The organism is Rhizobium sp. RHZ01, from assembly GCF_014851595.1.
Classification (GTDB): domain Bacteria; phylum Pseudomonadota; class Alphaproteobacteria; order Rhizobiales; family Rhizobiaceae; genus Rhizobium; species Rhizobium altiplani.
The window spans coordinates 124,175-144,870 of sequence record NZ_JACUZZ010000001.1 but is presented as its reverse complement, the minus strand read 5'-3'; the positions used below and the strand labels follow the sequence as shown (position 1 = coordinate 144,870).

Genomic DNA, 20,696 nt, shown 5'->3' with positions numbered 1-20,696 from the left:
GCAAGTGCCGACATTTCCGGCTTTTGCTATGAATGAGGTGGGACAAGGTATTTGCAGAGGCGCTCAGCCATTTGCTGAGCGCCATCTGTCGGGACGTAGAGTCTATGTACTGGGAGATACGAGCGGCAAGAATTACTCGGTCGAGGTCGCCCAGCCTCTATCGCTACTGAAACATATCATTCAGCTTATAAGCAACTTCCGTCCGGTTGGTGGCCTTCAGCTTCTTCATGATGTTCCGGATGTGAACCTTGACTGTGCTCTCGCGCAGATTGAGTTCATAGGCGATAATCTTGTTCGCCTTTCCCTTGCGAAGTGCCTGCACGACCTCGGCTTGCCTGAGCGTGAAGATGCGCGTGAGCTCCTTCGGCTGATGCTGCTTCTGGCTCATGTCGATCGAAGCAGTTTCTGCTGCAGACGGAGAAAAGTTGTTCCCCGCGAGGATGAAGGTGCCACCTGCAACCGCAAGAGCAAGTGCCTCGACGCATACCTCAATTCCGACGGACGTCGGTATGAAACCGCGCGCGCCGCATTGGAGCATCTTCAAGGTTTGGTTGAGGTCATCGCCATCGGCCAGGATAACGACCGGAGCCGGTGCAAGCTCTGCGGTGATCGTCGCGATTTCTTCGGACAGGGCGGCATCGTCGGCCTTCCGGCCGGCAATGTTGAGAAGGACCGCGCCTACGGGCAGGTTGGTATCCTTCTTGCGCTGCCACTCTGCAATCGAGCCGACGGCAATAGCACCCATGCTGAGGCCGTTCGCTTTCAAGGTCGCCGCAAGGCATTCGCGTTCGAGCGTTCTGGCGTCGATAATCAGCAGGCACTGGTCATCGCCGTGCTCCCTTTCAGTATGCTCGAATTCCGTGCTTGCCTTGGAGAGTGTCGGTACAGGCCGGAGCCTGTTCAATGCGATTTTGCCATTTTCGAATTCCGAAGGTACGTAATTCATACTAGCCCTCATACCCTATAGTGCTGGGGGACGGTACGCATCAAGTATACGCAATACTTTGCGACGGTCCCCTGAACGCTGTGATGATCCCCTTTAGTATGCAACAAAGTAGATATTCGACTTGTGCCCAACAACTATTTTGTTGTTGTCGAATTTCTACTTTATCCAGAAGCTACATACATACATGCTAATAAGCAATACAAAAATATTTCCAAAGGTTAACGCACGAAAGGCGGACATACAAATTTATACCTATCTTTGTTAAATCTTGAAATGCAGTTTCACCAAAAGAAAAACGCAGTATTAAAAGGCCATATCAACTGAATGGCGCTAGAATAAAAATCCTGAATTATGTTACAGACGGGATCTTTCTTAACCAAAAATACGCCCGAAAATCGCATTTTGTATACTCTTAACGCCGTTGGTTGTGCCTAAGTAACTGTTTAGTTTTCCAAGAATTGACGGGTAATACAGAGGGTGCCCTACTATTCTTATATGACGTTCTTTGCGCGCTCCCGACCGATATTATTCCTGTGCTGCCGTGTTTGCCTCGCCATGAGGGGCATCTCTCATGGCTGGCCTATTTTCTGTCACGAATGAAAGGGCCTCGCTGCTCGACGTGGATGGATCAGGAAGCCGATTGGGGTAGAGAGGTGCCTAACACCCGCCGTGAATACCAAGGTTTAGGAGGAGACCAGGAATGCCGCCGGTTCGTTTTGCCCTCAACCATATGGCAGCCCCGTCGCTGCCGATCGAAGATTTCTTTGCGTTGGCGACGTCGCTTGGCATTGATGCGGTTGAGATCCGCAACGACCTTGCGGGCAATGCGATCCTCGATGGAACCTCGCCCGAGACCGTTGCCCAGGCTGCAGAGCGTCACGGGCTGACTATCCTCTCGATCAATGCGCTGCAGCGCTTCAACGAGTGGAACGCCACCCGTGCGGACGAAGCCCGAGAACTGATCGACTATGCCAAGGCTTGCGGCGCGCGCGCACTTGTTCTTGTCCCGAAAAACGATGGCACCGGTCGTGCTGATGGCGAGCGGCAGGAAAATCTCCGCCAGTCGCTGGCTGCCTTGAAGCCGATGCTCGATGCCGCCGGAATCATGGGTCTTGTCGAACCCCTGGGCTTTGCGATCTGTTCGCTCCGGTCAAAGGCGGAGGCTGTTGCGGCAATCGACGCTGTGGCTGGACGATCCACGTTCAAGCTGGTTCATGACACCTTCCATCATCACCTTGCCGGCGAGGAACAACTCTTTGCTGACTTGACCGGGCTGGTTCATATTTCCGGTGTCAGCGATCCCGCCGTCTCGATCGCGGATATGCGCGATCCTCACCGCGTTCTGGTTGCGGCAGATGATCGCCTGGACAATGCCGGGCAGATGCGTGCCCTTATGGAGGCGGGCTACGCCGGACCGTTTTCCTTCGAACCGTTCGCGGCCAAGGTGCATGACCTCAGCGATCCGGCAAAGGCGCTGCGGGCGAGCATGGACTACCTTTCCGCAGAGGTCTGAGGCGCGCAGTCCCCTCCCCTACTTCCGGCCGCGAAAGCGTCGCTGGTAGGACGCATCATAGAGCGAGCTCTCGCGAAAGCCGCTGGCAGCAAGCGTCTGGCCGACGAAGATGATCGCCGTTCGCTCGATGGGCGCGGCGGCCAGCTTTTCCTCGATGTCACCGAGCGTCCCCCGGATGATCCGCTCATCCGGGCAGGACGCCTTAGCGACGATCGCAACCGGGCACTCGGCGCCGTAGAGCGGCGTCAGTTCCGCAACAACCTGTTCCAGGGCATGAATGGCAAGGTGGATCGCCAGCGTCGAGCCTGTCGCCGCGAATCTCGCCAGGGTTTCCTCGTTCGGCATTGGGGATGCACGGCCGGAAACACGCGTGAGCACGAGGCTCTGCGCTACGGCTGGAATGGTCAGTTCCCTGCCAAGGCTTGCCGCTGCCGCTGCAAAGGCAGGCACGCCAGGCGTCATCGTATAGCCAATGTCGTGCTTTTCGAGCCGGCGGATCTGTTCGGCAACGGCACTCCAGAGGGAAAGGTCGCCCGAATGCAATCGTGCAACGTCCTCCCCGGCTGCGGCGGCCCGCAGGTACTCGGCCTCGATTTCATCAAGCGACATCGGTGCCGTATCGATGATGCGTGCGCCGGGCTGGCAATATTGCAATAGTTCCGGGGAGACGATCGAACCCGCATAGAGACAAACGGGGCATTTGGCGATGAGGTCACGGCCGCGCACCGTAATCAGGTCCGCTGCCCCCGGCCCCGCGCCGATGAAATGCACTGTCGTCATCTGCTTTCTCTCACTTCTTTATATAGCGCCATTGCGTGATGGGCATGGCCGGACGCCAACTGGTCATACCGCCAAGGGGCGCCGCGCGCGCTATTTCGATACGTGTCAATGTGCCGCCATGCTGCCGCTGCAGCGAAAACAGCAGGGATTCCATTTCAAGGGTAACGGCATTGGCAACGAGACGCCCTCCCCTCTTCAAGGCGTGAAGTGCTGCCTCGAGTACACCTTCCTCGCTGCCGCCGCCGCCAACGAAGACCGCGTCGGGCTCGGGCAGGTTCGCAAGCGCCTCCGGGGCGATTCCCTCCACGATCGCAAGCCCGGGAACGCCAAAGGCAACCGCATTTCTTGCGATGCGCGCGGCTCGCTTACTCGATTGCTCGATGGCGACTGTGCGCAGTGACGGGTCGGCGAGCATCCATTCGATGCCGATCGAGCCGGAGCCGGCGCCAATGTCCCAAAGCAGTTCACCATGGCGCGGGCCAAGGGCCGCAAGCGTGATTGCACGGATCTCCTGTTTGGTGATCTGGCCGTCGTGTTCAAAAAGCGCGTCGTCCAGTCCTGTTGTGAAGGCGAACGTTCGCGCCCCCTCCCCTGCCACGATCTCGATTGCGCAAACGTTGAGCGGGTCAATCTCCCCCAGGTCGAGACGATCTGCACGTCCACTGCGCTGCCTTTCGCGATCCCCGCCAAGCGCCTCGAGGACGTGCAGGCGGGATTCGCCGAAGCCGGTGACGCGGAGGAGCTCCGCAAGTTGCGCCGGCGTCTCGCCGTCGGAGGTCAGTGCGATGATCCGCCTGCCGTGGTGCAGGTGTGGCCGGATCAAATCCAGCGCTCGGCCATGCAGCGAAATTGTCGCCGTCTCTTGCAGCGGCCAGCCAAGGCGGGCGGCAGCCAGGCTGAACGAGGATGGCGCCGGGATGACACGCATTTCCTCGGCTTCTATGCGGCGCGACAGCGTCGCGCCAATACCGTATAAAAATGGATCGCCTGAACCGAGGACGACGACCGGTGAGCCCCGATACGTGGCGACTGCCTCAATCGACCTCTCGAAAGGGCTTTCCCAGGCGAGCCTCTTGCCGGTGATGAGCCCCGCCGCTAGCTCATGATGCCGCTTGCCACCGAAGACGACGGGCGCGGCAGCGATTAGCCGCTTCGCCTCGTCACCCAGTCCGGCTGGACCATCTTCGCCGATGCCGATAATAGTCAGCCAGCGTTGGCCGGGAGCGGAAGGCATATCAGACATGGGCAAAATCCGCATCCTGATGCTCGGAGGCACCGGCGAAGCGCGAGCTCTCGCTGAAGCGCTTGATCGCACTGGCCGGTACGATATTTTGCTCTCGCTTGCTGGCCGAACGGAGAAACCCTCCAATCAGCCAGTTCCGCTGCGCATAGGCGGTTTTGGTGGTGCCGAAGGTCTGGCCGCCTTTCTGCGTGATGGTGGTTTCGACCTTTTGATCGATGCAACGCACCCGTTCGCTGCTCGCATCTCCAGAAGCGCCAGTGAGGCCACAGCTGCAGCGGGCATTCCCGCACTGGCCTTGCGCCGGCCGGAATGGATGGCTGAGCCGGGTGATCGGTGGACGCCTGTTGCGACCATCGTGGAAGCGATAGAGCGGCTTGGCCCCTCCCCTCGCCGGGTCTTCCTGGCAATCGGGCGCCAGGAAGCCCATCGCGCCGAAGCCGCCCCCCAGCACTCTTACCTTGTGCGAAGCGTCGATCCTGTCGAGCCGCCGCTTGTTCTTCCCGACGTCCAGCTCGTTCTCGATCGCGGCCCCTACTGTGTTGAAAGCGAAGTTTCGCTGCTCCGTACCCATCGCATCGATGCCCTTGTGACCAAAAACAGCGGCGGTTCGGCGACTTATGCGAAGATCCAGGCTGCACGCCAGCTCGGCATCGAAGTATTCATGGTCGCGCGGGCGCCAGCCGCCACCATGGAGACGGTTGCCACTGTTGAAGCGATGCTGGCGGCGGTCGATCACCTGTTTCCCCCTGCGATGAACCGCGGAGTGTAGACGAGGTCCGGCTTTCCGTCTCGAGTGATCACCTTTGTCTCGGGCGAACCGATGATGACACAGGTTGCCATATCAGCCGTCGTCGCGTCGGCTTCTGCAAGCGGCTGGACGGTGATCTGTTCGTCGGGACGTCCTGCAGCCCTACCGAAAATCACTGGAGTCGTTGCCGGCAGGTCCGAGCGCAGCAATTCGAACGCCTTGCCCAATTGCCAGGGCCGTGCCTTGCTGATCGGATTGTAGAGCGCAATGACGAAGCCCGCTTTTGCCGCCATTGCAAGACGGTTTTCTATTATATTCCAAGGCTTTAGGTTGTCAGACAGCGAAATGGCGCAGAAGTCGTGGCCAAGCGGCGCACCAATTCGCGCGGCAACCGCAAGCATGGCGGTAATCCCCGGCAGCACCACGAGGTCGATCGTGCGCCATTCTTTCGGACCGTTGTCTATGGCCTCGCATACTGCGGCTGCCATCGCAAAGACTCCCGGGTCTCCGCCGGACACGACGCAGACGGTTGCGCCGGTTGCCGCCGCCCGCAATGCGGCCGATGCCCGATCCAGCTCTTCCCGGTTATCGGAGGCCTGTCGCCGCTGATCGGGTCTGAGGTTCAGCCGGTCGAGATAGGGTCCGTATCCATAGAACTCGGTTGCCTTAGAAACCGCCGCAGCCGCCTCCGGTGTCATTTGATCCGGATTGCCGGGACCGGTCCCGATCACGAAGAGCCTGCCGGTCATCGGCGAGACTCCCAGCCGGGCACGAGCACCAGTGAAAAGTAGGGTGCGTCGCCGTCGGGCCGGTCGGCGAGTTTCGTCATCGCCGCATTGACCATGGTGCCTCGCTCGACATAGACGGCCTCGGCAAGGCGTCCGGATGCCTCCAGTGCGCGGCGGATCTTGGGAAGGTTGCGTCCGACCTTCATGATCACCGCGGCCTGTGTGTCTGACAGTCGGCGCTGCAGCTCGGCTTCAGCCATCGTACCCGGCAGTACGGAAAGCACGTCATCTCCCTGAACGATCGGGAGGCCGGCGAGCGACCAGCATCCGGACATCGCGCTGATCCCCGGGATCACCTCGGTTGGATAACGGTTCGCCAGGCGTACATGCAGATGCATGTAGGAGCCGTAGAACAGCGGGTCACCCTCACTCAACACGGCAACGGTGCGGCCTTCCTCCAGGTGAGCCGCCACGGCGGCGGCCGATTGATCGTAGAAGGCGGTAATCTGGTTTCGATAGGCCTCGTCCGTCTTTTCGACCTCGGTCGTCACCGGATAGTAGAGCGGCAGCAGCATCTTTTCCGCGGTCAGGAGATGCTCGACGATCGCCTTGCCGTTGCCGCCCCTGCCCTGCTTGGCAAAATACGCAACGACATGTGCGGCCTCGATCGCCTTGACGGCCTTGACCGTCAGGAGTTCCGGGTCCCCGGGACCGGTGCCGACGCCAATAAGACGGCCAGGATTCGTCATAGGCCGGGCCTCGCAAGGGCATTCAGGGCGGCGGCCGTCATGGCGCTGCCGCCGAGACGGCCACGCACGATCGCGAACGGCACGCCGTAGGAGTTTTCAGCCAGCGCATCCTTCGATTCGGCCGCACCAACGAAGCCGACCGGCATGCCGATGATCGCAGCCGGTTTCGGTGCGCCATCTCGAAGCAGTTCAAGCAGATGGAAGAGGGCTGTCGGAGCATTCCCGATGGCGACGACGCTGCCGGCCAGCCGGTCCAGCCAAAGATGGAGCGCCGCTGCCGAGCGGGTATTGCCGTTCTGTTTCGCAAGCTCCGCGGTGCGCGGATCGTGCAAGGTGCAGAGCACGTCGTTTTGGGCGGGCAAGCGTGTCCGGGTGACACCATGCGCCACCATTTGCGCATCGCAGAAGATCGGTGCGCCGTCATGCAAGGCAGCACGTGCGGCGCTGACGAAGCCTGGCGAGAACACAAAATGCTCTGCCGCCTCAACGAGCCCGCATGCGTGAATCATGCGCACGGCAATATCGGCTTCCTCGACAGAAAACCGTGAAAGGTCGGCTTCGCTGCGGATGATCGCAAAGGACCGCTGGTAGATGGCGTCCCCGCTGTGAATGTAGTCGTAGTCAGGCATTCTTATTCCTGTCGCAGCGCCTTTATGGCGTCGTGTTTGCCGATCCGTCTAAGGCAGGCGGCAGCCGATTCGCCAGCTTGTCTCTCGTTTTTGATGAGGCGAGCGAGTTTCTCTATAGCGGAATCGATATCGCCGCCAGCAATCTGTGCATCGGGAATGTCCGATGCCACGCCGTCCAACATGAGATGATAACCATCGTCCGCGCCGACAACGCAAAGAGCGGGTCGCGGATGGGCGCAGCCCTTGGCGCAGCCGGAGAGGTGAACAGTCATCGAGCCGTCCAGCAGTTCCCGTGCTTTGCCGACCAATCTCTCGGCGCAGGCCTTGGTCTGAAAGCGGCCGGAAGCACAGGCGCCGGCGCCGGCACACGTGGCGATGTGCATCGACGGATCGTCGCCGTCGACTGATAGTCCGTACCGGGGCGCCATCTCCGCAACGGTTGCGGCTGACTGGCCGTCGAGCCCCACCAGGAAGAAAATGCGCCCGGGGCCAGGCCGGACTTCTGTTGCGCCCAGCGCTTCGGCTTGTTCAAGAAATGAGACAAGCTCGCTGGCATGCATCTGGCCGAAGCGCGGTCTGAGGCCAAGGATTGCCGAACCGTCAGGCAAGGCGAGGGTGCCGAGGAGAGGATTTCTGCGCCCGGGCGCCCTTGCGTGCGACATATCCTCCAACGAAGGAAAGGCCAACAGTAGAGATTCACGCTCGATATCCCGGCATCGTTTGTGCCGGCCGAGCAGAACAAGCAGGCGAAGAAGCTCACCGACCGCCCGAACTGCTTCAACGGCATTTCCTGTCAGTAACGGCAGCGCCGTTCGTTCGTCACCGTTGATCGCAACCTGCCAGACACCAACAGAAACTGCGCTCACGCGAATGTCGCCGGTGACCGTAGCAAGGCCACCGATGCCGCCGCCATCGAGCACAATCGACAGCTTCGGGGCCAGTAGCGGCGAGAGCAGTTCGACAGCGAGTTCTTCGCGAAGCCGGGCTTCGATCTCGGCCGGATTCCCGATCTCGTCGGGTGCGATGCCATGCAGCGGCGAGAGCTCGATGACCGGGCCGGCGGGAACCGAGATAGCTGATGCCGCGAGATCGGCCGCGAGCAGCTGGACCGAGCCTGATCGAAGGCCGCGGATCTGCAGGCTGCCGCGGGCCGTGATCTCGACGATCCCGTTTCCATGCTTTTTTGCGGCCTCGGCCAACCGGATGAATTGCCGGACAGTCAGAATGCCGCCGGTGGGGCGCAGCCGCGCCAGGAGGCCGTCGCCGGTTTGCATCGGTTCCAGCAGCGTCGGGCAGGCGCCACGGCGCTGCCAGGTCGAAGGTGCCTCTTCCTGGCCGCTATGCGCCGTCTGTTCGCCCAATGTCATCACTGCCAGTTCCTTCGATTACGTCCTTATATAGCCGGCGTGATCATCGCAAAACCTGATCCGTGTCAAAGATCGTCGAAATCATGTCCCTTGCGAAGCAGATAGATATCCATGATCCAGCCGTGACGCGCCCGTGCTTCAGCCCGGAGCCGGACTATCTCCTCTGCAACGTCAGCCAATCGGCCGGCCCGGGTAATCTCGTCCGACGTTCCGAGGTAGGCGCCCCAGAAGATTTCCGCGTCGGGGTCATCGATCTTCGAAAAGGCGGTTTCGCCATCGAGCATCACGACTGTGCTCTCGGCTTGACTGCCTTGTTCGAGAAGACGTCGGCCCGTGGTGATTTCAAGCGGCTTTCCAACAAGGTTGATCGGTATGCGGTGGCTTGCGGCGAGTGCCTGGACGCTCGTAATACCCGGAATGACACTGAATTCGAAGGCGAGGGTGCCGGCTTGTCGGGCGCGCTCGAGGATGCGGATCGTGCTGTCATAGAGGCTGGGGTCGCCCCAGACGAGGAATGCACCCTCGCCGGCTTCCGGTAGCTCTCCGATGAGGCGCACATAGGTCTCGGCAATGGCGGCATGCCATTCATCCACACTCTCAAGATAAGTCCGGTCGGTGGTGGCGCGTTTCGGTACGGCAAATTCAATGATGGCGGTGCGGCTGTTTGTGACGTATCGGCTGCAGATCTCCCGGCGCACGGCCGCAAGTCCTTCCTTTTCAGCGCCTTTCGTCGGAATGAAGATCGCATCGACTGCATTCATCGCGTTGATCGCCTGGACGGTCAGATGCTCGGGATTTCCTGTCCCGATGCCGATGATGTGGATATGACGCACGCCTTTTCCTCTTTGGTTCTGTCCGTTTCTGGCGCAGTCAGCCTGTCTCCGCAAGGGGTAGGGCATGGAGTTGGCCGCGGCCAACTTGGCAAAGGCCAGCGTGGCGGTTGTTGTCGCGATTCGCGAATCATGGCATCTTCGATACGCTTTTTAGCGCGATGTTGATAGAAAAGCGCATTGATAGGGATCGGGTGTTTTGGACAACATTAGCGTATCGACGACGGACGTCCGCATCGAGCGGCACGCCAATCAGCTTTCTCGTCAGCTGAAGCTCCTCCGCGAAAAGCTCTTCCCTCCATTGTCGCAAAAGACGTTGCGGACATTCACTTCAGGGGAAGCAGCGCAGATGATCGGCGTATCGGACGGATACCTGCGGCAGCTCTCACTCGACGGCAAGGGGCCGCAGCCGGAGCTCTCCGGAAACGGTCGGCGTTCCTATACGCTCGGTCAGATCAGCGAGTTGCGACAGCATATGGCCAGGATCAAGCCGAAGGACGCGTTGTCCTATCTGCCGTGGCGTCGGCCGGGTGAAAAGCTTCAGACTGTCGCGGTGACGAATTTCAAGGGCGGTTCGGCGAAAACCACCACAACGCTTTATCTCGCCCAGTATCTGGCGCTGAACGGCTATCGCGTGCTGGCAATCGACCTCGATCCACAGGCATCGCTGTCGTCGATGCTTGGCGTCCAGCCGGAATTCGATCTTGCCGATGGCGATACGCTGTATGGTGCGATCCGCTATGACGGCAGCCGCCGCTCGCTAAAGGACGTCGTTCGGAAGACCTATTTCGACGGTCTGGATCTGGTGCCCGGGAATCTCGAATTGATGGAGTTCGAGCACGAGACTCCTCGCGCGCTCGGTGATCGCCAGCGGACCGGTGAGGTGTTCTTCCGGCGCGTCGGCGTTGCCATTTCAGAGGTTGAGGCCAACTACGATGTCGTTGTCATCGATTGCCCGCCACAGCTCGGCTATCTGACGCTCGGCGCCGTCTGTGCCGCAACGTCGCTTCTCATCACCATCCATCCGCAGATGGTCGACGTGGCTTCGATGTCGCAATTCCTGCTCATGACCTCCGATTTGCTGTCGGTCGTACGAAAGGCAGGCGGTGACCTGCAGCATGATTTCATCAAGTACGTGGTCACGCGCCATGAGCCCTTCGATGCGCCGCAATCACAGATTGTTGCGCTACTGCGCAATTTGTTTGGCGACGATGTCCTGACGGCGACCATCCTCAAGTCCACGGCGATTGCCGATGCCGGGCTGACGAAGCAGTCGCTCTATGAGATCGAGAGGGGTCAGGTCCGGCGTTCTACCTACGACAGAGCGCTGGAGTCGGTGAACGCCGCCAATGGTGAGGTGCTTGCCGGAATTCACAAGGCATGGGGCCGGACATGAGCAGACGAGATCGACTGAAGGGGCTGTTCGACGATACCGCACAGGAGTTGGCCGCGGCCAACCCGGAAGATGAAGCGCCCATGCGCGGTCCGGCCGGTCCGGTTCGCTCGATGGCGCTGACGCTCGGACGCATGGAAGAAGAGAGCAGGGCGATGCAGGAGGCGCTGCTGTCAGGTGAGCGCGTCGTCGAGCTCGATCCTGAACTCGTGGACACGTCCTTCGTCAGGGATCGTCTTACCGACCTACCGCAAGATCTCGCCGATGAACTGGTGCGCTCGATCGAGGAAAATGGGCAGGAGGTCCCTATTCTCGTTCGCCAGCATCCTGACGACGATGCGCGTTACCAGGTGGTCTACGGCCATCGACGTCTCCAGGCGCTACGACTGCTCGGGCGCAAGGTACAGGCGATCATCAGGACGCTCGACGATGTTGATGTCGTCATTGCACAAGGTATCGAGAACTCTGCGAGGCGCAACCTGTCCTATGTCGAGCGGGCCGTCTTTGCCTTCAATCTCGAGAGCAAGGGCTTCGAGCGATCCGTCATCATGAAGGCGCTTTCAACCGACAAGACGGAATTGTCGAAACTGATCTCGGTCGCCAGGACGATCCCGATGGACGTGATCAGAGCGATCGGTGCGGCGCCGGCTGCTGGACGGCGCAAATGGATTGCCCTTGCGCAAGGTTGGACGAATGCGACGACCTCGCGCCTGCGCAAGCTCCTTGGCTCCACTGAGTTCGCCGATCAGGACAGCGATCGACGCTTCGAGCTCGTTGTCGCCGAACTGGCAAGGAAGCCGGAGCGGCAAGCGGTGAGCGAGTATGAATGGGCTCCGAAGCAGCCGGGCAAGATCAAGGGCCGTATCAGGAGCGCCGGTGATTCGTTCACCATCACGCTGAAGACGGGCGATGCAGCAGACTTTGGCGACTATATTTCGCGGCACCTCGACGATCTCTACGACGCGTTCAGGGGCGGAAAATAACCTTCCGAGGCCGACGACAGCACTGAACCTGCCAATAAGCTCTGGATCTTCAGTATCAGGCGAGAATTTACCCGTCCGGCGATTTGAATGTGCTCTCCACTCATGTCATACATGACGGAAGTTAACGGTGATTTGGGTTCCGTTGCGGGGAAATCGAAATAGCTAACAATGCGCTATGAAATCGACAGTCCTTTGCTGGTCAGTCTGTTGCCGACGATTGTCGAGGCCGAAGATGGCCTGGCGAGGCTCGATGAGCGTGCGGCACGCGCAGCGATCGCTGAAGGCTTTGCCGAGCGCCGGAATTTTTTTGATGCGGTCGGTGCTCTGTGGGTCGCAGGCGAGCTGGTTCACGTCGAGGACCTTGTCCTGCATGACGCACATATGGACACACGAACGCCAAGCCACGAGTTGACGATTGCCCATTCGATCCTGCGCGCACGACGGCGCATCTGGACGGCAGCGCCGGATTGGGCCTTGAGCGGTTCAGGATTGTCGATCCTCGGCGGCGACACTCAAGGGGAGGGGGCTGCTCCAGAAACCAGGAGCGCAAAGGCGTTGGTCGAAGACGACGATGCCGAAAATGAAGCAGATGCGCTTCTCTCCGCTGAACTGGCCGAGATTGATGCGATCCTGGAGAGATCGCAGCGGCTATTGGACAGCCATGGCAGTCCTGGTGCGCCGGAGCCGCATGAGGCGCCTGACCGCGTTCGCGAGAAGCGGAGCGACGACCCTCTCGGTCTCTTCGACGATGAAGAATGGGATGAGGCGGCGCGCCTTCGCGCGTGGCGCAAGACCATTTCGATCGCCGACAGCCTGCCCCCAGCGCTTGGTGCGGCTTTACTGTTTGATGCGTGGGAACGGATGGAGCCACTTCGTCGTCAGCATTGGCTTGGTGGGCTTCTTGTTGCTAGCTATCTGCGCGCCCGCGGCAAAGTCACATCGCACCTTTTCGCCTTCTATGCCGGCCTCAAGACGGTACGCTATGAGCGACGACGTTCGCGCGATCGCTTGACGCGACTTCAGGCCTTCCTTGAAGCGATGGCGGAAAGCGCGGCTGCGGGCTTGAAGGAAATGGACCGGCTTTCGCTGGCACGTACACAGATGGAAATCCGCTTCAGGGACCGTCGCTCGAACAGCAGCCTGCCGCAGCTTGCGGATTTTGTCCTGTCGCGGCCGATGGTTTCCTCGGCAATGGTGGCCCGCGAGTTGCGGATAACGAGCCGTGGCGCGCTCAATCTGCTGAATGATATCGGCATCCGGGAAATCACCGGGCGAGGGCGCTACCGCGCCTGGGGCATCCTCTGATCTCAGAAGAAACGAAAGCGGCCGGGCGTGGAGACCCGGCCGCTGTCGTTAGTGAGCACCCGATCCGCGCATCCTGTCACAGAGTGCGAACCGGGTGCCTAGCGCTTCCATTGCCCCCAGAAGCGCTTAGCCCTATTCCCGCTCGCCCGTGAAATTGAGCAGCAGCTGGAAGATGTTGACGAAGTTCAGGTAAAGCGACAGCGCGCCGAAGACGGCAAGCTTCTGGTTCGATTCCTGATCATGATTCTCGGAATACTGTTCCTTGATGTTCTGCGTGTCGTAGGCGGTGAGGCCGACGAAGACGAGGATACCGATCACCGAGATGGCGAACTGCAGGGCGCTCGAGCCAAGGAAGATGTTGACGATGCTCGCGATGACGACGCCGATCAGGCCCATCATCAGGAACGAGCCGAAGCGCGAGAGATCCTGCTTGGTCACATAGCCGTAAAGGCTGGTCGCGCCGAACATGGTCGCGGCGATAAAGAAGGTGCGTGCGATGCTCGTGCCTGTAAACACCAGGAAGACAGATGCGAGCGACAGGCCCATGACTGCGCAGAAGGCCCAGAAGGTCATCTGGGCCGCACTGGCCGACATTGTCTGAAGCTTGAACGAGAAGAAGAAGACGAAGGCAAGCGGCGCAAACATCACAACCCACTTCAGCGGGGACTGGAAGATCGGCACGTAGAGCGCCGGTGTGCTGCCGACGATGAATGCGACGATGCCCGTGATGACGAGGCCGAGGCCCATGTAGTTGTAGACGCGCAGCATATGCAGGCGCAGGCCCTCGTCGAACAGCGCCTGAGAGCCGGCGGCCGAGCCGTAGCCAAAACGCGGATTGGTGGGGTTCATGCTGATCTCCTCGGTTGAACGAACTAGTAGAGGGTGCGGGCAAGCCGATCGGCTTCCGCATCGAGATTTATGCCGCGATCGCCGGTCACCAGCGCATAAGCCACTTCGCCGATCTGCCAGTAGGCTGCTTCGGCCTTGTCGAGGGCGACATGCTTTACGGATTGCACGGCAAATGCACCCGGCCGGACGGCAAAAAGCGAGATCTGCTTGTCCTCAGGCGTCTTGATCGCCATTTCGACGCTTGGACCGAATTCGGACGGGAAGATCTGTACGTCGGAGATCTTCCAGTTCTCGGGCAATTGCGGCATGACGATCGCAGTTGCTGCGCGAATGTCCTCGGCCTTGTAGCTCGCGACGGGCTGAGATGGCACGGACTGGCGAAGCAGCGCCGTCTGATAGGCGCGCACTGCATCTTCGACATAGGCCGGCGCTGGCACAGAGGCGGCTACTTCGGTTGCCGTAAACGCGCCGAAGGAAGTGTGGGCGACCCAGCCTGCGGCGATGAGAACGGCGACAGCCGCAATCCGCTGCATCGAATGGAAGATCCGGCCATAGGTGAGGCCGCGCTCCAGGCGTCGAGCCGCGTCGCGGGTCTCTGGACGGCCGAAGGCGTTTTCGCTGGCAAGCGCAAGGCGCAACTCGCCCCTCATGCTGAGGTCAGCCATGACCTTGGCGGCAATCGCGGGGTTTTCTGACAGGAAGGATTCCACCTGAATGCGGCGCGCCACGTCGAGTTCGCCGTCGACATAAGCATCGAGATCAGCGTCGACGATAGGATCAATTGCCTTCATTGCCGTTCCCTCCGATTAGTCTCAGGTGTACCGCGCGCGGTGTCTTCTCCTCGAACTCGCGAAGCTGGGCACGCGCGCGTGATATGCGCGACATCAAGGTGCCGATCGGTATGCCGAGGGCCGCTGCCGCCTCCTGGTAGGAAAGGTCCTCGATCGCAACGAGATGCAGTGCCTCTCGCTGCTCTTCCGGAAGATGGAAGAACGCGTCCCGCACCTGCTGGAGGCGAACGGCGTGTTCCTGGCCGGCCTGCAAAGACTGTTCGGTCTCCAGCGCTGCCTCGTCGTGCCGGCGTGCCAGGGAGCGGTCCTGGCGGATGCGGTCGATATGAGCATTGTGCATGATCGACAGCAGCCACGTACGCAGGTTGCCGCCACGACGGAAACTCTGCTTTTTCTCATAGGCGCGCATCAGCGCGTCGTGAACGAGGTCTTCCGCATCATCCGAATTGCGCACGAGCGAGCGCGCGTAGCGCCGAAGCGCGGCAAGCTGGCTTATGACATCGAATGGGCGTTCTTTCCGTTCCATGACTGAGTATACGGATGCGAGTGAAGAGTTATTCCAGCCGGCGCCAAAAAATTTTGGTTTTCCGCGGATCGGTAGGATTCCGGAGGGCTGACGTCGCGATGACGCTGAGGCAAAGACATGAAGGAGCTGCGGGACCTTATTCAGGCCGAGCGTCCGACAGCTCCTCAAGGATTGGGCAATCAGGCCGGTCATTGCCGTGGCATGCGTGGACCAGATGCTCCAATGTCCGGCGCAGTTCGGTAAGTTCCCTGATCTTCCGATCGATCTCCGTCAGCTTCGCCTGCGTCAGTTCCTTTACATCCGAACTCGCCCGGCTCTTGTCTTCGTAGAGTGCCAGCAACTGGCGGCATTCCTCGACGGAAAAGCCGAGGCCGCGCGACCTTTGAAGGAAGCGCAGCTTGTGAACATCGGCCTCGGCATAGTCGCGATAGCCATTTCCGCCCCGGTCGGGGCGGATCAGGCCAATATCCTCGTAGTAGCGGATCGTCTTCGGAGCCAGTCCGGAGTGTTCCGATGCTTGCCCAATGTTCATGGCAATCTCCTATAGTTTGGCGAGCCGCAGCCTAAGCGCGTTGGTGATGACCGAAACGGACGACAGGCTCATGGCGGCCGCGGCAATCATCGGCGACAGCAGCAATCCAAAGACCGGATAGAGCACGCCAGCGGCGAGCGGCACGCCGAGTGCGTTATAACCGAAGGCAAAGCCGAGGTTCTGGCGGATGTTGCGCATGGTGGCCATGGCAAGGCGTCTGGCGCGCACGATCCCCGTCAGATCGCCCTTGACCAGGGTCAGGCCGGCGCTCTCCATGGCCACATCTGCACCGGTGCCCATCGCGATACCCACATCGGCTGCCGCAAGCGCAGGTGCATCGTTGACGCCATCGCCTGCCATTGCGACCACGGCACCCTTGCCGCGCAATTCGTCGACCAGAGCCTTCTTGCCTTCGGGCAGGATGTCGGCGCGCACCTCGTCGATGCCGAGGCTCTTTCCAACGGCGCGCGCAGTGCGCTCGTTGTCGCCTGTGGCCATGATGATTTTCAGGCCGTGCTCGTGCAGCGCCTTTATCGCAGCCGCCGTGGTTGGCTTGATCCGGTCGGCAACGGCCACGAAACCGGCGAGACCTTGATCGATGACGACGAACATCACCGTCTTGCCCTCGTCGCGCAGTGACCGAACCTGCTCGGCGAGCGGCGTGACGTCCATACCGAGATCATCCATCATTGCGGCGTTGCCGAGAGCAACGACTATCCCGCCGGTCTTGCCCACGACACCCTTGCCCGTTCGTGCTTCAAAGTCGGTGACATCGCTGAGCTCAATGCCACGCTCCTCGGCACCCGATAGGATCGCCTCGGCCAGCGGATGTTCGGATCCACGCTCCAGGCTGGCGGCCAGCTGCAGCAGGCGAACCTCTCCTATGCCGCCAAGCGCGACGACATCCGTAAGCCTCGGCTTTCCCTCTGTCAGCGTGCCTGTCTTGTCGACGATCAGAGTGTCGACGCGCGCGAAGCGCTCAAGCGCTTCTGCATCCTTGATGAGAACGCCTTCCTGAGCGCCGCGCCCGGTCGCGATCATGATCGACATGGGGGTCGCAAGACCGAGCGCACATGGGCAAGCGATAATGAGCACGGCAACGGCGGCGAGCAGCGCATGCGCCATGCGCGGCTCGGGGCCAACAAGGCTCCAGACAACGAAGGCAGCGACAGCCGCGGCAACGACGGCGGGTACGAAGACGGCAGAAACGCGGTCAACTGCGCCCTGGATCGGCGCGCGCGAACGCTGTGCCTTTGCGACCAGGTCGACGATGCGCGACAGGGTCGTGTCGGCGCCAACCTTTTCTGCCACCATCACCAGTGTGCCATTCTTGTTGATGGTACCGCCGGTAACCGCGTCGCCTTTCTGTTTTTCGACCGGGATGGGTTCTCCAGTTATCATCGACTCGTCGACCGTCGACTGCCCCTCACTGACGGATCCGTCGATCGGGATGCGCTCGCCCGGGCGAACTCGCACGTGATCGCCAACCCGGACATCGTCGACCGGTACGTCGGTTTCAGAACCGTCCTCGTTGATGCGGCGCGCGGTCTTCGGCGCAAGATCAAGCAATGCACGGATGGCCGAACCGGTTTTCTCGCGGGCCTTCAGTTCCAGAACCTGACCCACGAATACCAGAGCGACAATGACGGCGGCGGCCTCGAAATAGACAGGAACCGTCTCGCCATGGCCGCGGAAAGTGTGGGGGAAAATGCCGGGCAGGATCGCCGCCACGACACTATAAAGATACGCCGTCCCGACGCCGAGGCCGATCAGGGTCCACATGTTCGGGCTGCGGTTGACAAGCGAAGCCCAGGCGCGGCGGAAGAAGGGCAGGGCGGCCCAAAGGACCACAGGTGTCGCAAGAACGAGTTCGATCCACGTCGCCTGCGGCTCTCCAATCCAGTCACGCAGTGGCAGGCCGATCATCGGCCCCATGCTGATTGCAAGCAGCGGGATCGAGAGCACACCGCTCACCCAGAGCCGGCGGGTGAAATCCACGAGTTCGGGGTTGGGACCTTCATCGACAGGTGGAATACCCATCGGTTCCAGGGCCATGCCGCACTTCGGGCAGTCGCCCGGATGATCGCTGATGACCTCGGGGTGCATCGGGCAGGTATAGAGCGTCCCTTTCGGCATCGGCTTTGGGGCGGGCCGGTTTCCATCGCGGTAGGATGCGGGATCGGCTTCGAACTTCGCCTTGCAGCCGGCCGAGCAGAAATAGAACTTTTCGCCCTCGTGCTTCAGGAAATGCCGGGCGTTCGCCCGGTTGACGCTCATGCCGCACACAGGATCCTTCGCTGTCAGGTAGTCTTGTGGCGCAGCCTCGAATTTTCGCCGGCAGCCTTCCGAGCAGAAATGATAGGCATGCCCGTCATACCGGAGCGAGGGCTTGCCTGCCTCGGGATCGACCGTCATGCCGCACACAGGATCGCGCACCACGTCGTCCGCAGAGGGCGCCCCGTACTCATGGTGGTCATGGCCATGATGCCCGTGGTTATGATGGTCGTGCGTGCTATCCATGCGATTCTCCTTTGCCCTGATACGGCATTAGACATCCTTATGAACCTTCCAGCAACTGGAAGGTCAAGGGGAAAGTTGCGCAGCGACGAATGTGGATAGAATAGCGCAATCGGACCTGCGGCCGCCCGTCGAAGTGCTTCTGACCCGCCTGTCGTCAGGGGGCCCGGGCGAAACGGAAAACATGACCCGGGTAGCGGACCGCCTCACGGCAAAGACAGCGGTCGCGACAGTTGAGGCTGCGGTCGGCGCGCCCCTGATCATCGCCTCAAGAAACGGCGTCGTGAAACAAAAAGGCCTGCCGCGAGGCAGGCCTTGCATGAGATAATGGCCGATTTTGAAATATGACTAGTAACAAATTCCGCATCCTGCGAGACATAACACCACATCCGGCTAAGGGTCGCATCGCAGGAAAAAGTAGTATCGAGGCCCGTCATTTGGTCAGGAGGTCAGTTCTTGCGAGGCTGCTCCTGATCGTCCGCCGGGCCCTCATCAGCCTGAAGGATCAGAAGAGTTCCAAGCGCTCTGGCAGACTCTCGTGGCAGGGCGTAGTGCAGCCATCCATAGCGAGGATCGCGAATGTGCAGAAGCGGTTCGCCAAGCAATGCGTCGGCTTCCGAGTACCAGCGTGGATCAAGCACGGCGTCGACCATTTGCCCACCTTCCCAGGTCTCGTCGTGAGGCGGCGGCATCTCCGCCCTGATCTGGCCGGCGCCTTCAATGAGCTTTGATACGGCCTCGGTGTCAAGCACGAAAGCGACGGGTGGATCTGTCGGAAACGTGATCATTAACGTCTTGAACTCGTCGTCGAGCTCCCACTGAGGTTCTTTGCTGTTGTTCATGTTCACGTCCCTGTTGATCGCACTGCGGGATGCAGACTTGGCTTGCCGACGACGCAAACAAGGAAAAGCCGACGAAGAGTGATGGGGTATCCAAGACAACCGATCGTTCTGGTATGATCCAATAGTGTCGCAACTTCCCTTTGATGGCACGTACTCCGTTGGGTGTAGCCACAGGCAAGTACATTCCGTGGCCCTGCGCGCTCGTATCGCCACGCTCTGCGCCAACCAGCATCGGCCGGTCAAAGCTGATGGGGTCGCATCTCTAGGCTGGCGCACTGAAACCGAAGGGTCCGAGTGGGAAGAGACTTCGTAAGTCACATGTTTCGGGCTTTATTTTACGACTGTTTCATTACCTACGAAAATGGCAGCTTCCTTCGCGCGATCTGACGATCCATCGACGTTTCAGTCGATTGGCTCACCGACTTCATCTCATGCTCGTCCGCATATCTGCCTGCAGCTGCCGCAGCGCGCTCAGTCGCCTCTGAAGGGTCTCAACATTCCAAAATCTGCGTTGATTTGAGGACTTGCCGCGGTTTGGCCCGCATTGGCGCGTTTCTTGTTCGCGAATGATGCCGCTCTTTTTGAAGCTGTCCGCACGCGATCAATGCCTCTGAGAATGGCCAACATGTGCTTGGCTTCCTCGGCATCCATCGCAGACAGCGGGATACCGTCCAGGCGCGCTGGCTCGTGCGTCGCCCGATCGATGATAGACCAACCTGAGTCTTCAGTACGGAGACTATATTCCTCAGCCATCGACAATCCCCATTTGTAGACACCTGCAATTCTGAACGTGTGGGGTGGAACGCGCTACTTCCCAAATTGGCCGATTTTATCGCTCAAAAGTTGTACATTCAGATGTAGTAATATTAAAACAAAGAGAACATATCCCGTAGCGCCGCCATGCTCGAAGCCGGAATTCTCCATCCAGTTGGCAAAAACACCTGTTGGTGCAATGAAATGCATGGTTTAGCCGACCAACCCGACTGGATACAGCCGGAGCACTTCGCTATCCTGGGTACATGCTTCTCGACCGACTCCTGAAGATCGCCGCTTGGTTATCGCTTGCCGCCATCCTGTTTGTGACTGTTTCGCCGATCGGTCTGCGACCGCACGACGTCATGTCCGTGCGCGATGACCGGGCACTCGCCTTCACGACAATGGCTTTCCTGTTCGTCGTAGCCTATCCCCGCCGTTTTTGGGTTTGCGCTGTCCTGGTCATATTCGGAGCGGCCGCAATAGAGTTCCTGCAGTATCTTTCACCAACCCGGCATGCACGGCTTGAGGACGCTGCTGTAAAAGCGGTCGGTGCAGCGATTGGCGTGGGCCTGGGGTATGCGGCAAACTGGGTCCTCCGGCCGCGCGCGGACTGAATTAGTCTCACGAACCGCGATGGTTATCCAGATTGTTCGGCGAACCACGCCTGGG

General features: G+C 60.1%; 21 protein-coding genes. 6 read left to right on the top strand and 15 right to left on the bottom strand.

Features of this window, described 5'->3' with window-relative positions; genetic code table 11:
- Window positions 1-163 precede the first annotated feature (163 nt).
- Window positions 164-946, bottom strand: coding sequence for a response regulator transcription factor (locus IB248_RS00630; protein ID WP_192239996.1), 783 nt, complete (start codon window positions 944-946; stop codon window positions 164-166).
- 700 nt (window positions 947-1,646) lie between these two features.
- Between IB248_RS00630 and IB248_RS00625 the strand changes: the two genes are divergently transcribed.
- Complete coding sequence (locus tag IB248_RS00625; protein WP_192239995.1) at window positions 1,647-2,459, top strand: TIM barrel protein; 813 nt, start codon at window positions 1,647-1,649, stop codon at window positions 2,457-2,459.
- 18 nt (window positions 2,460-2,477) lie between these two features.
- On the opposite strand, the gene cobM is transcribed toward IB248_RS00625, so the two are convergent.
- Together cobM and cbiE are read right to left on the bottom strand one after the other, a co-directional pair.
- Entirely contained in the window at window positions 2,478-3,239 is a 762-nt protein-coding gene (cobM, locus tag IB248_RS00620; RefSeq protein WP_192239994.1) for a precorrin-4 C(11)-methyltransferase, read from the bottom strand.
- Window positions 3,240-3,249: 10 nt separating this feature from the next.
- The gene (cbiE, locus tag IB248_RS00615; protein WP_192239993.1) at window positions 3,250-4,482 is read right to left on the bottom strand and encodes a precorrin-6y C5,15-methyltransferase (decarboxylating) subunit CbiE; all 1,233 of its coding nucleotides are present in this window, start codon (window positions 4,480-4,482) and stop codon (window positions 3,250-3,252) included.
- On the opposite strand from cbiE, the gene IB248_RS00610 reads away from it, so the two are divergent.
- Complete coding sequence (locus tag IB248_RS00610) at window positions 4,481-5,251, top strand: cobalt-precorrin-6A reductase (protein ID WP_192239992.1); 771 nt, start codon at window positions 4,481-4,483, stop codon at window positions 5,249-5,251. The genes cbiE and IB248_RS00610 overlap by 2 nt on opposite strands.
- Here the strand turns inward: IB248_RS00610 and IB248_RS00605 are convergent.
- From IB248_RS00605 to cobF, 5 genes are all read right to left on the bottom strand, one after another.
- A complete protein-coding gene (locus IB248_RS00605; RefSeq protein WP_192239991.1) occupies window positions 5,215-5,979 on the bottom strand; it encodes a precorrin-3B C(17)-methyltransferase in 765 nt (254 codons plus the stop codon). The genes IB248_RS00610 and IB248_RS00605 overlap by 37 nt on opposite strands.
- Window positions 5,976-6,707, bottom strand: a complete 732-nt coding sequence (locus IB248_RS00600; RefSeq protein WP_192239990.1) for a precorrin-2 C(20)-methyltransferase — start codon at window positions 6,705-6,707, stop codon at window positions 5,976-5,978. Before IB248_RS00600 ends, IB248_RS00605 begins: the two co-directional genes overlap by 4 nt.
- On the bottom strand, window positions 6,704-7,336 hold the full coding sequence (locus IB248_RS00595; RefSeq protein WP_192239989.1) for a precorrin-8X methylmutase: 633 nt from the start codon (window positions 7,334-7,336) through the stop codon (window positions 6,704-6,706). Before IB248_RS00595 ends, IB248_RS00600 begins: the two co-directional genes overlap by 4 nt.
- 2 nt (window positions 7,337-7,338) lie before the next feature.
- Window positions 7,339-8,703, bottom strand: a complete 1,365-nt coding sequence (gene cobG, locus IB248_RS00590; protein WP_192239988.1) for a precorrin-3B synthase — start codon at window positions 8,701-8,703, stop codon at window positions 7,339-7,341.
- Between the two features lie 65 nt (window positions 8,704-8,768).
- Window positions 8,769-9,536 carry a precorrin-6A synthase (deacetylating) gene (cobF, locus tag IB248_RS00585; protein ID WP_192239987.1) on the bottom strand — a complete coding sequence of 256 codons (768 nt, stop codon included), beginning with the start codon at window positions 9,534-9,536 and terminating at the stop codon, window positions 8,769-8,771.
- Window positions 9,537-9,732: 196 nt separating this feature from the next.
- Between cobF and repA the strand changes: the two genes are divergently transcribed.
- From repA to IB248_RS00570, 3 genes are all read left to right on the top strand, one after another.
- A complete protein-coding gene (gene repA, locus IB248_RS00580) occupies window positions 9,733-10,929 on the top strand; it encodes a plasmid partitioning protein RepA (RefSeq protein ID WP_169683680.1) in 1,197 nt (398 codons plus the stop codon).
- Window positions 10,926-11,909 carry a plasmid partitioning protein RepB gene (gene repB, locus IB248_RS00575; RefSeq protein ID WP_192239986.1) on the top strand — a complete coding sequence of 328 codons (984 nt, stop codon included), beginning with the start codon at window positions 10,926-10,928 and terminating at the stop codon, window positions 11,907-11,909. Before repA ends, repB begins: the two co-directional genes overlap by 4 nt.
- 168 nt (window positions 11,910-12,077) lie before the next feature.
- The gene (locus tag IB248_RS00570; protein ID WP_192239985.1) at window positions 12,078-13,214 is read left to right on the top strand and encodes an RHE_PE00001 family protein; all 1,137 of its coding nucleotides are present in this window, start codon (window positions 12,078-12,080) and stop codon (window positions 13,212-13,214) included.
- 132 nt (window positions 13,215-13,346) lie between these two features.
- Here the strand turns inward: IB248_RS00570 and IB248_RS00565 are convergent, their stop codons facing one another.
- From IB248_RS00565 to IB248_RS00535, 7 genes are all read right to left on the bottom strand, one after another.
- Window positions 13,347-14,063 (bottom strand): Bax inhibitor-1/YccA family protein, encoded by a 717-nt coding sequence (locus tag IB248_RS00565; RefSeq protein WP_192239984.1) that lies wholly within the window; start codon window positions 14,061-14,063, stop codon window positions 13,347-13,349.
- A gap of 23 nt (window positions 14,064-14,086) precedes the next feature.
- Window positions 14,087-14,854, bottom strand: a complete 768-nt coding sequence (locus IB248_RS00560; protein WP_192239983.1) for an anti-sigma factor — start codon at window positions 14,852-14,854, stop codon at window positions 14,087-14,089.
- Window positions 14,841-15,380, bottom strand: coding sequence for a sigma-70 family RNA polymerase sigma factor (locus tag IB248_RS00555; protein ID WP_018856709.1), 540 nt, complete (start codon window positions 15,378-15,380; stop codon window positions 14,841-14,843). The genes IB248_RS00560 and IB248_RS00555 overlap by 14 nt, the downstream gene beginning before the upstream one ends.
- Window positions 15,381-15,516: 136 nt before the next feature.
- On the bottom strand, window positions 15,517-15,912 hold the full coding sequence (gene cueR / locus IB248_RS00550; protein WP_018856710.1) for a Cu(I)-responsive transcriptional regulator: 396 nt from the start codon (window positions 15,910-15,912) through the stop codon (window positions 15,517-15,519).
- Between the two features lie 9 nt (window positions 15,913-15,921).
- Window positions 15,922-18,432: a heavy metal translocating P-type ATPase gene (locus IB248_RS00545; RefSeq protein ID WP_192239982.1), complete on the bottom strand. Its 2,511-nt coding sequence runs from the start codon at window positions 18,430-18,432 to the stop codon at window positions 15,922-15,924.
- 446 nt (window positions 18,433-18,878) lie between these two features.
- Entirely contained in the window at window positions 18,879-19,271 is a 393-nt protein-coding gene (locus IB248_RS00540; protein WP_169683673.1) for a hypothetical protein, read from the bottom strand.
- 471 nt (window positions 19,272-19,742) lie between these two features.
- Entirely contained in the window at window positions 19,743-20,024 is a 282-nt protein-coding gene (locus IB248_RS00535) for a hypothetical protein (protein WP_192239981.1), read from the bottom strand.
- Between the two features lie 266 nt (window positions 20,025-20,290).
- Between IB248_RS00535 and IB248_RS00530 the strand changes: the two genes are divergently transcribed.
- The gene (locus tag IB248_RS00530; RefSeq protein WP_192239980.1) at window positions 20,291-20,641 is read left to right on the top strand and encodes a VanZ family protein; all 351 of its coding nucleotides are present in this window, start codon (window positions 20,291-20,293) and stop codon (window positions 20,639-20,641) included.
- The last annotated feature ends 55 nt before the right edge of the window (window positions 20,642-20,696 follow it).

What these genes read in the sequence shown, in the direction of transcription:
- IB248_RS00610 (WP_192239992.1), top strand. Translation starts at nt 4,481, where the DNA reads ATGGGCAAAATCCGCATCCTGATGCTCGGAGGCACCGGCGAAGCGCGA.
- repB (WP_192239986.1), top strand. Translation starts at nt 10,926, where the DNA reads ATGAGCAGACGAGATCGACTGAAGGGGCTGTTCGACGATACCGCACAG.
- IB248_RS00530 (WP_192239980.1), top strand. Translation starts at nt 20,291, where the DNA reads ATGCTTCTCGACCGACTCCTGAAGATCGCCGCTTGGTTATCGCTTGCC.
- IB248_RS00595 (WP_192239989.1), bottom strand. Translation starts at nt 7,336, where the DNA reads ATGCCTGACTACGACTACATTCACAGCGGGGACGCCATCTACCAGCGG.
- IB248_RS00600 (WP_192239990.1), bottom strand. Translation starts at nt 6,707, where the DNA reads ATGACGAATCCTGGCCGTCTTATTGGCGTCGGCACCGGTCCCGGGGAC.
- cbiE (WP_192239993.1), bottom strand. Translation starts at nt 4,482, where the DNA reads ATGTCTGATATGCCTTCCGCTCCCGGCCAACGCTGGCTGACTATTATC.
- IB248_RS00630 (WP_192239996.1), bottom strand. Translation starts at nt 946, where the DNA reads ATGAATTACGTACCTTCGGAATTCGAAAATGGCAAAATCGCATTGAAC.
- IB248_RS00555 (WP_018856709.1), bottom strand. Translation starts at nt 15,380, where the DNA reads ATGGAACGGAAAGAACGCCCATTCGATGTCATAAGCCAGCTTGCCGCG.
- IB248_RS00605 (WP_192239991.1), bottom strand. Translation starts at nt 5,979, where the DNA reads ATGACCGGCAGGCTCTTCGTGATCGGGACCGGTCCCGGCAATCCGGAT.
- IB248_RS00565 (WP_192239984.1), bottom strand. Translation starts at nt 14,063, where the DNA reads ATGAACCCCACCAATCCGCGTTTTGGCTACGGCTCGGCCGCCGGCTCT.
- IB248_RS00625 (WP_192239995.1), top strand. Translation starts at nt 1,647, where the DNA reads ATGCCGCCGGTTCGTTTTGCCCTCAACCATATGGCAGCCCCGTCGCTG.
- IB248_RS00540 (WP_169683673.1), bottom strand. Translation starts at nt 19,271, where the DNA reads ATGAACAACAGCAAAGAACCTCAGTGGGAGCTCGACGACGAGTTCAAG.
- IB248_RS00535 (WP_192239981.1), bottom strand. Translation starts at nt 20,024, where the DNA reads ATGGCTGAGGAATATAGTCTCCGTACTGAAGACTCAGGTTGGTCTATC.
- IB248_RS00570 (WP_192239985.1), top strand. Translation starts at nt 12,078, where the DNA reads ATGCGCTATGAAATCGACAGTCCTTTGCTGGTCAGTCTGTTGCCGACG.
- IB248_RS00560 (WP_192239983.1), bottom strand. Translation starts at nt 14,854, where the DNA reads ATGAAGGCAATTGATCCTATCGTCGACGCTGATCTCGATGCTTATGTC.
- cobG (WP_192239988.1), bottom strand. Translation starts at nt 8,703, where the DNA reads ATGACATTGGGCGAACAGACGGCGCATAGCGGCCAGGAAGAGGCACCT.
- IB248_RS00545 (WP_192239982.1), bottom strand. Translation starts at nt 18,432, where the DNA reads ATGGATAGCACGCACGACCATCATAACCACGGGCATCATGGCCATGAC.
- cueR (WP_018856710.1), bottom strand. Translation starts at nt 15,912, where the DNA reads ATGAACATTGGGCAAGCATCGGAACACTCCGGACTGGCTCCGAAGACG.
- cobM (WP_192239994.1), bottom strand. Translation starts at nt 3,239, where the DNA reads ATGACGACAGTGCATTTCATCGGCGCGGGGCCGGGGGCAGCGGACCTG.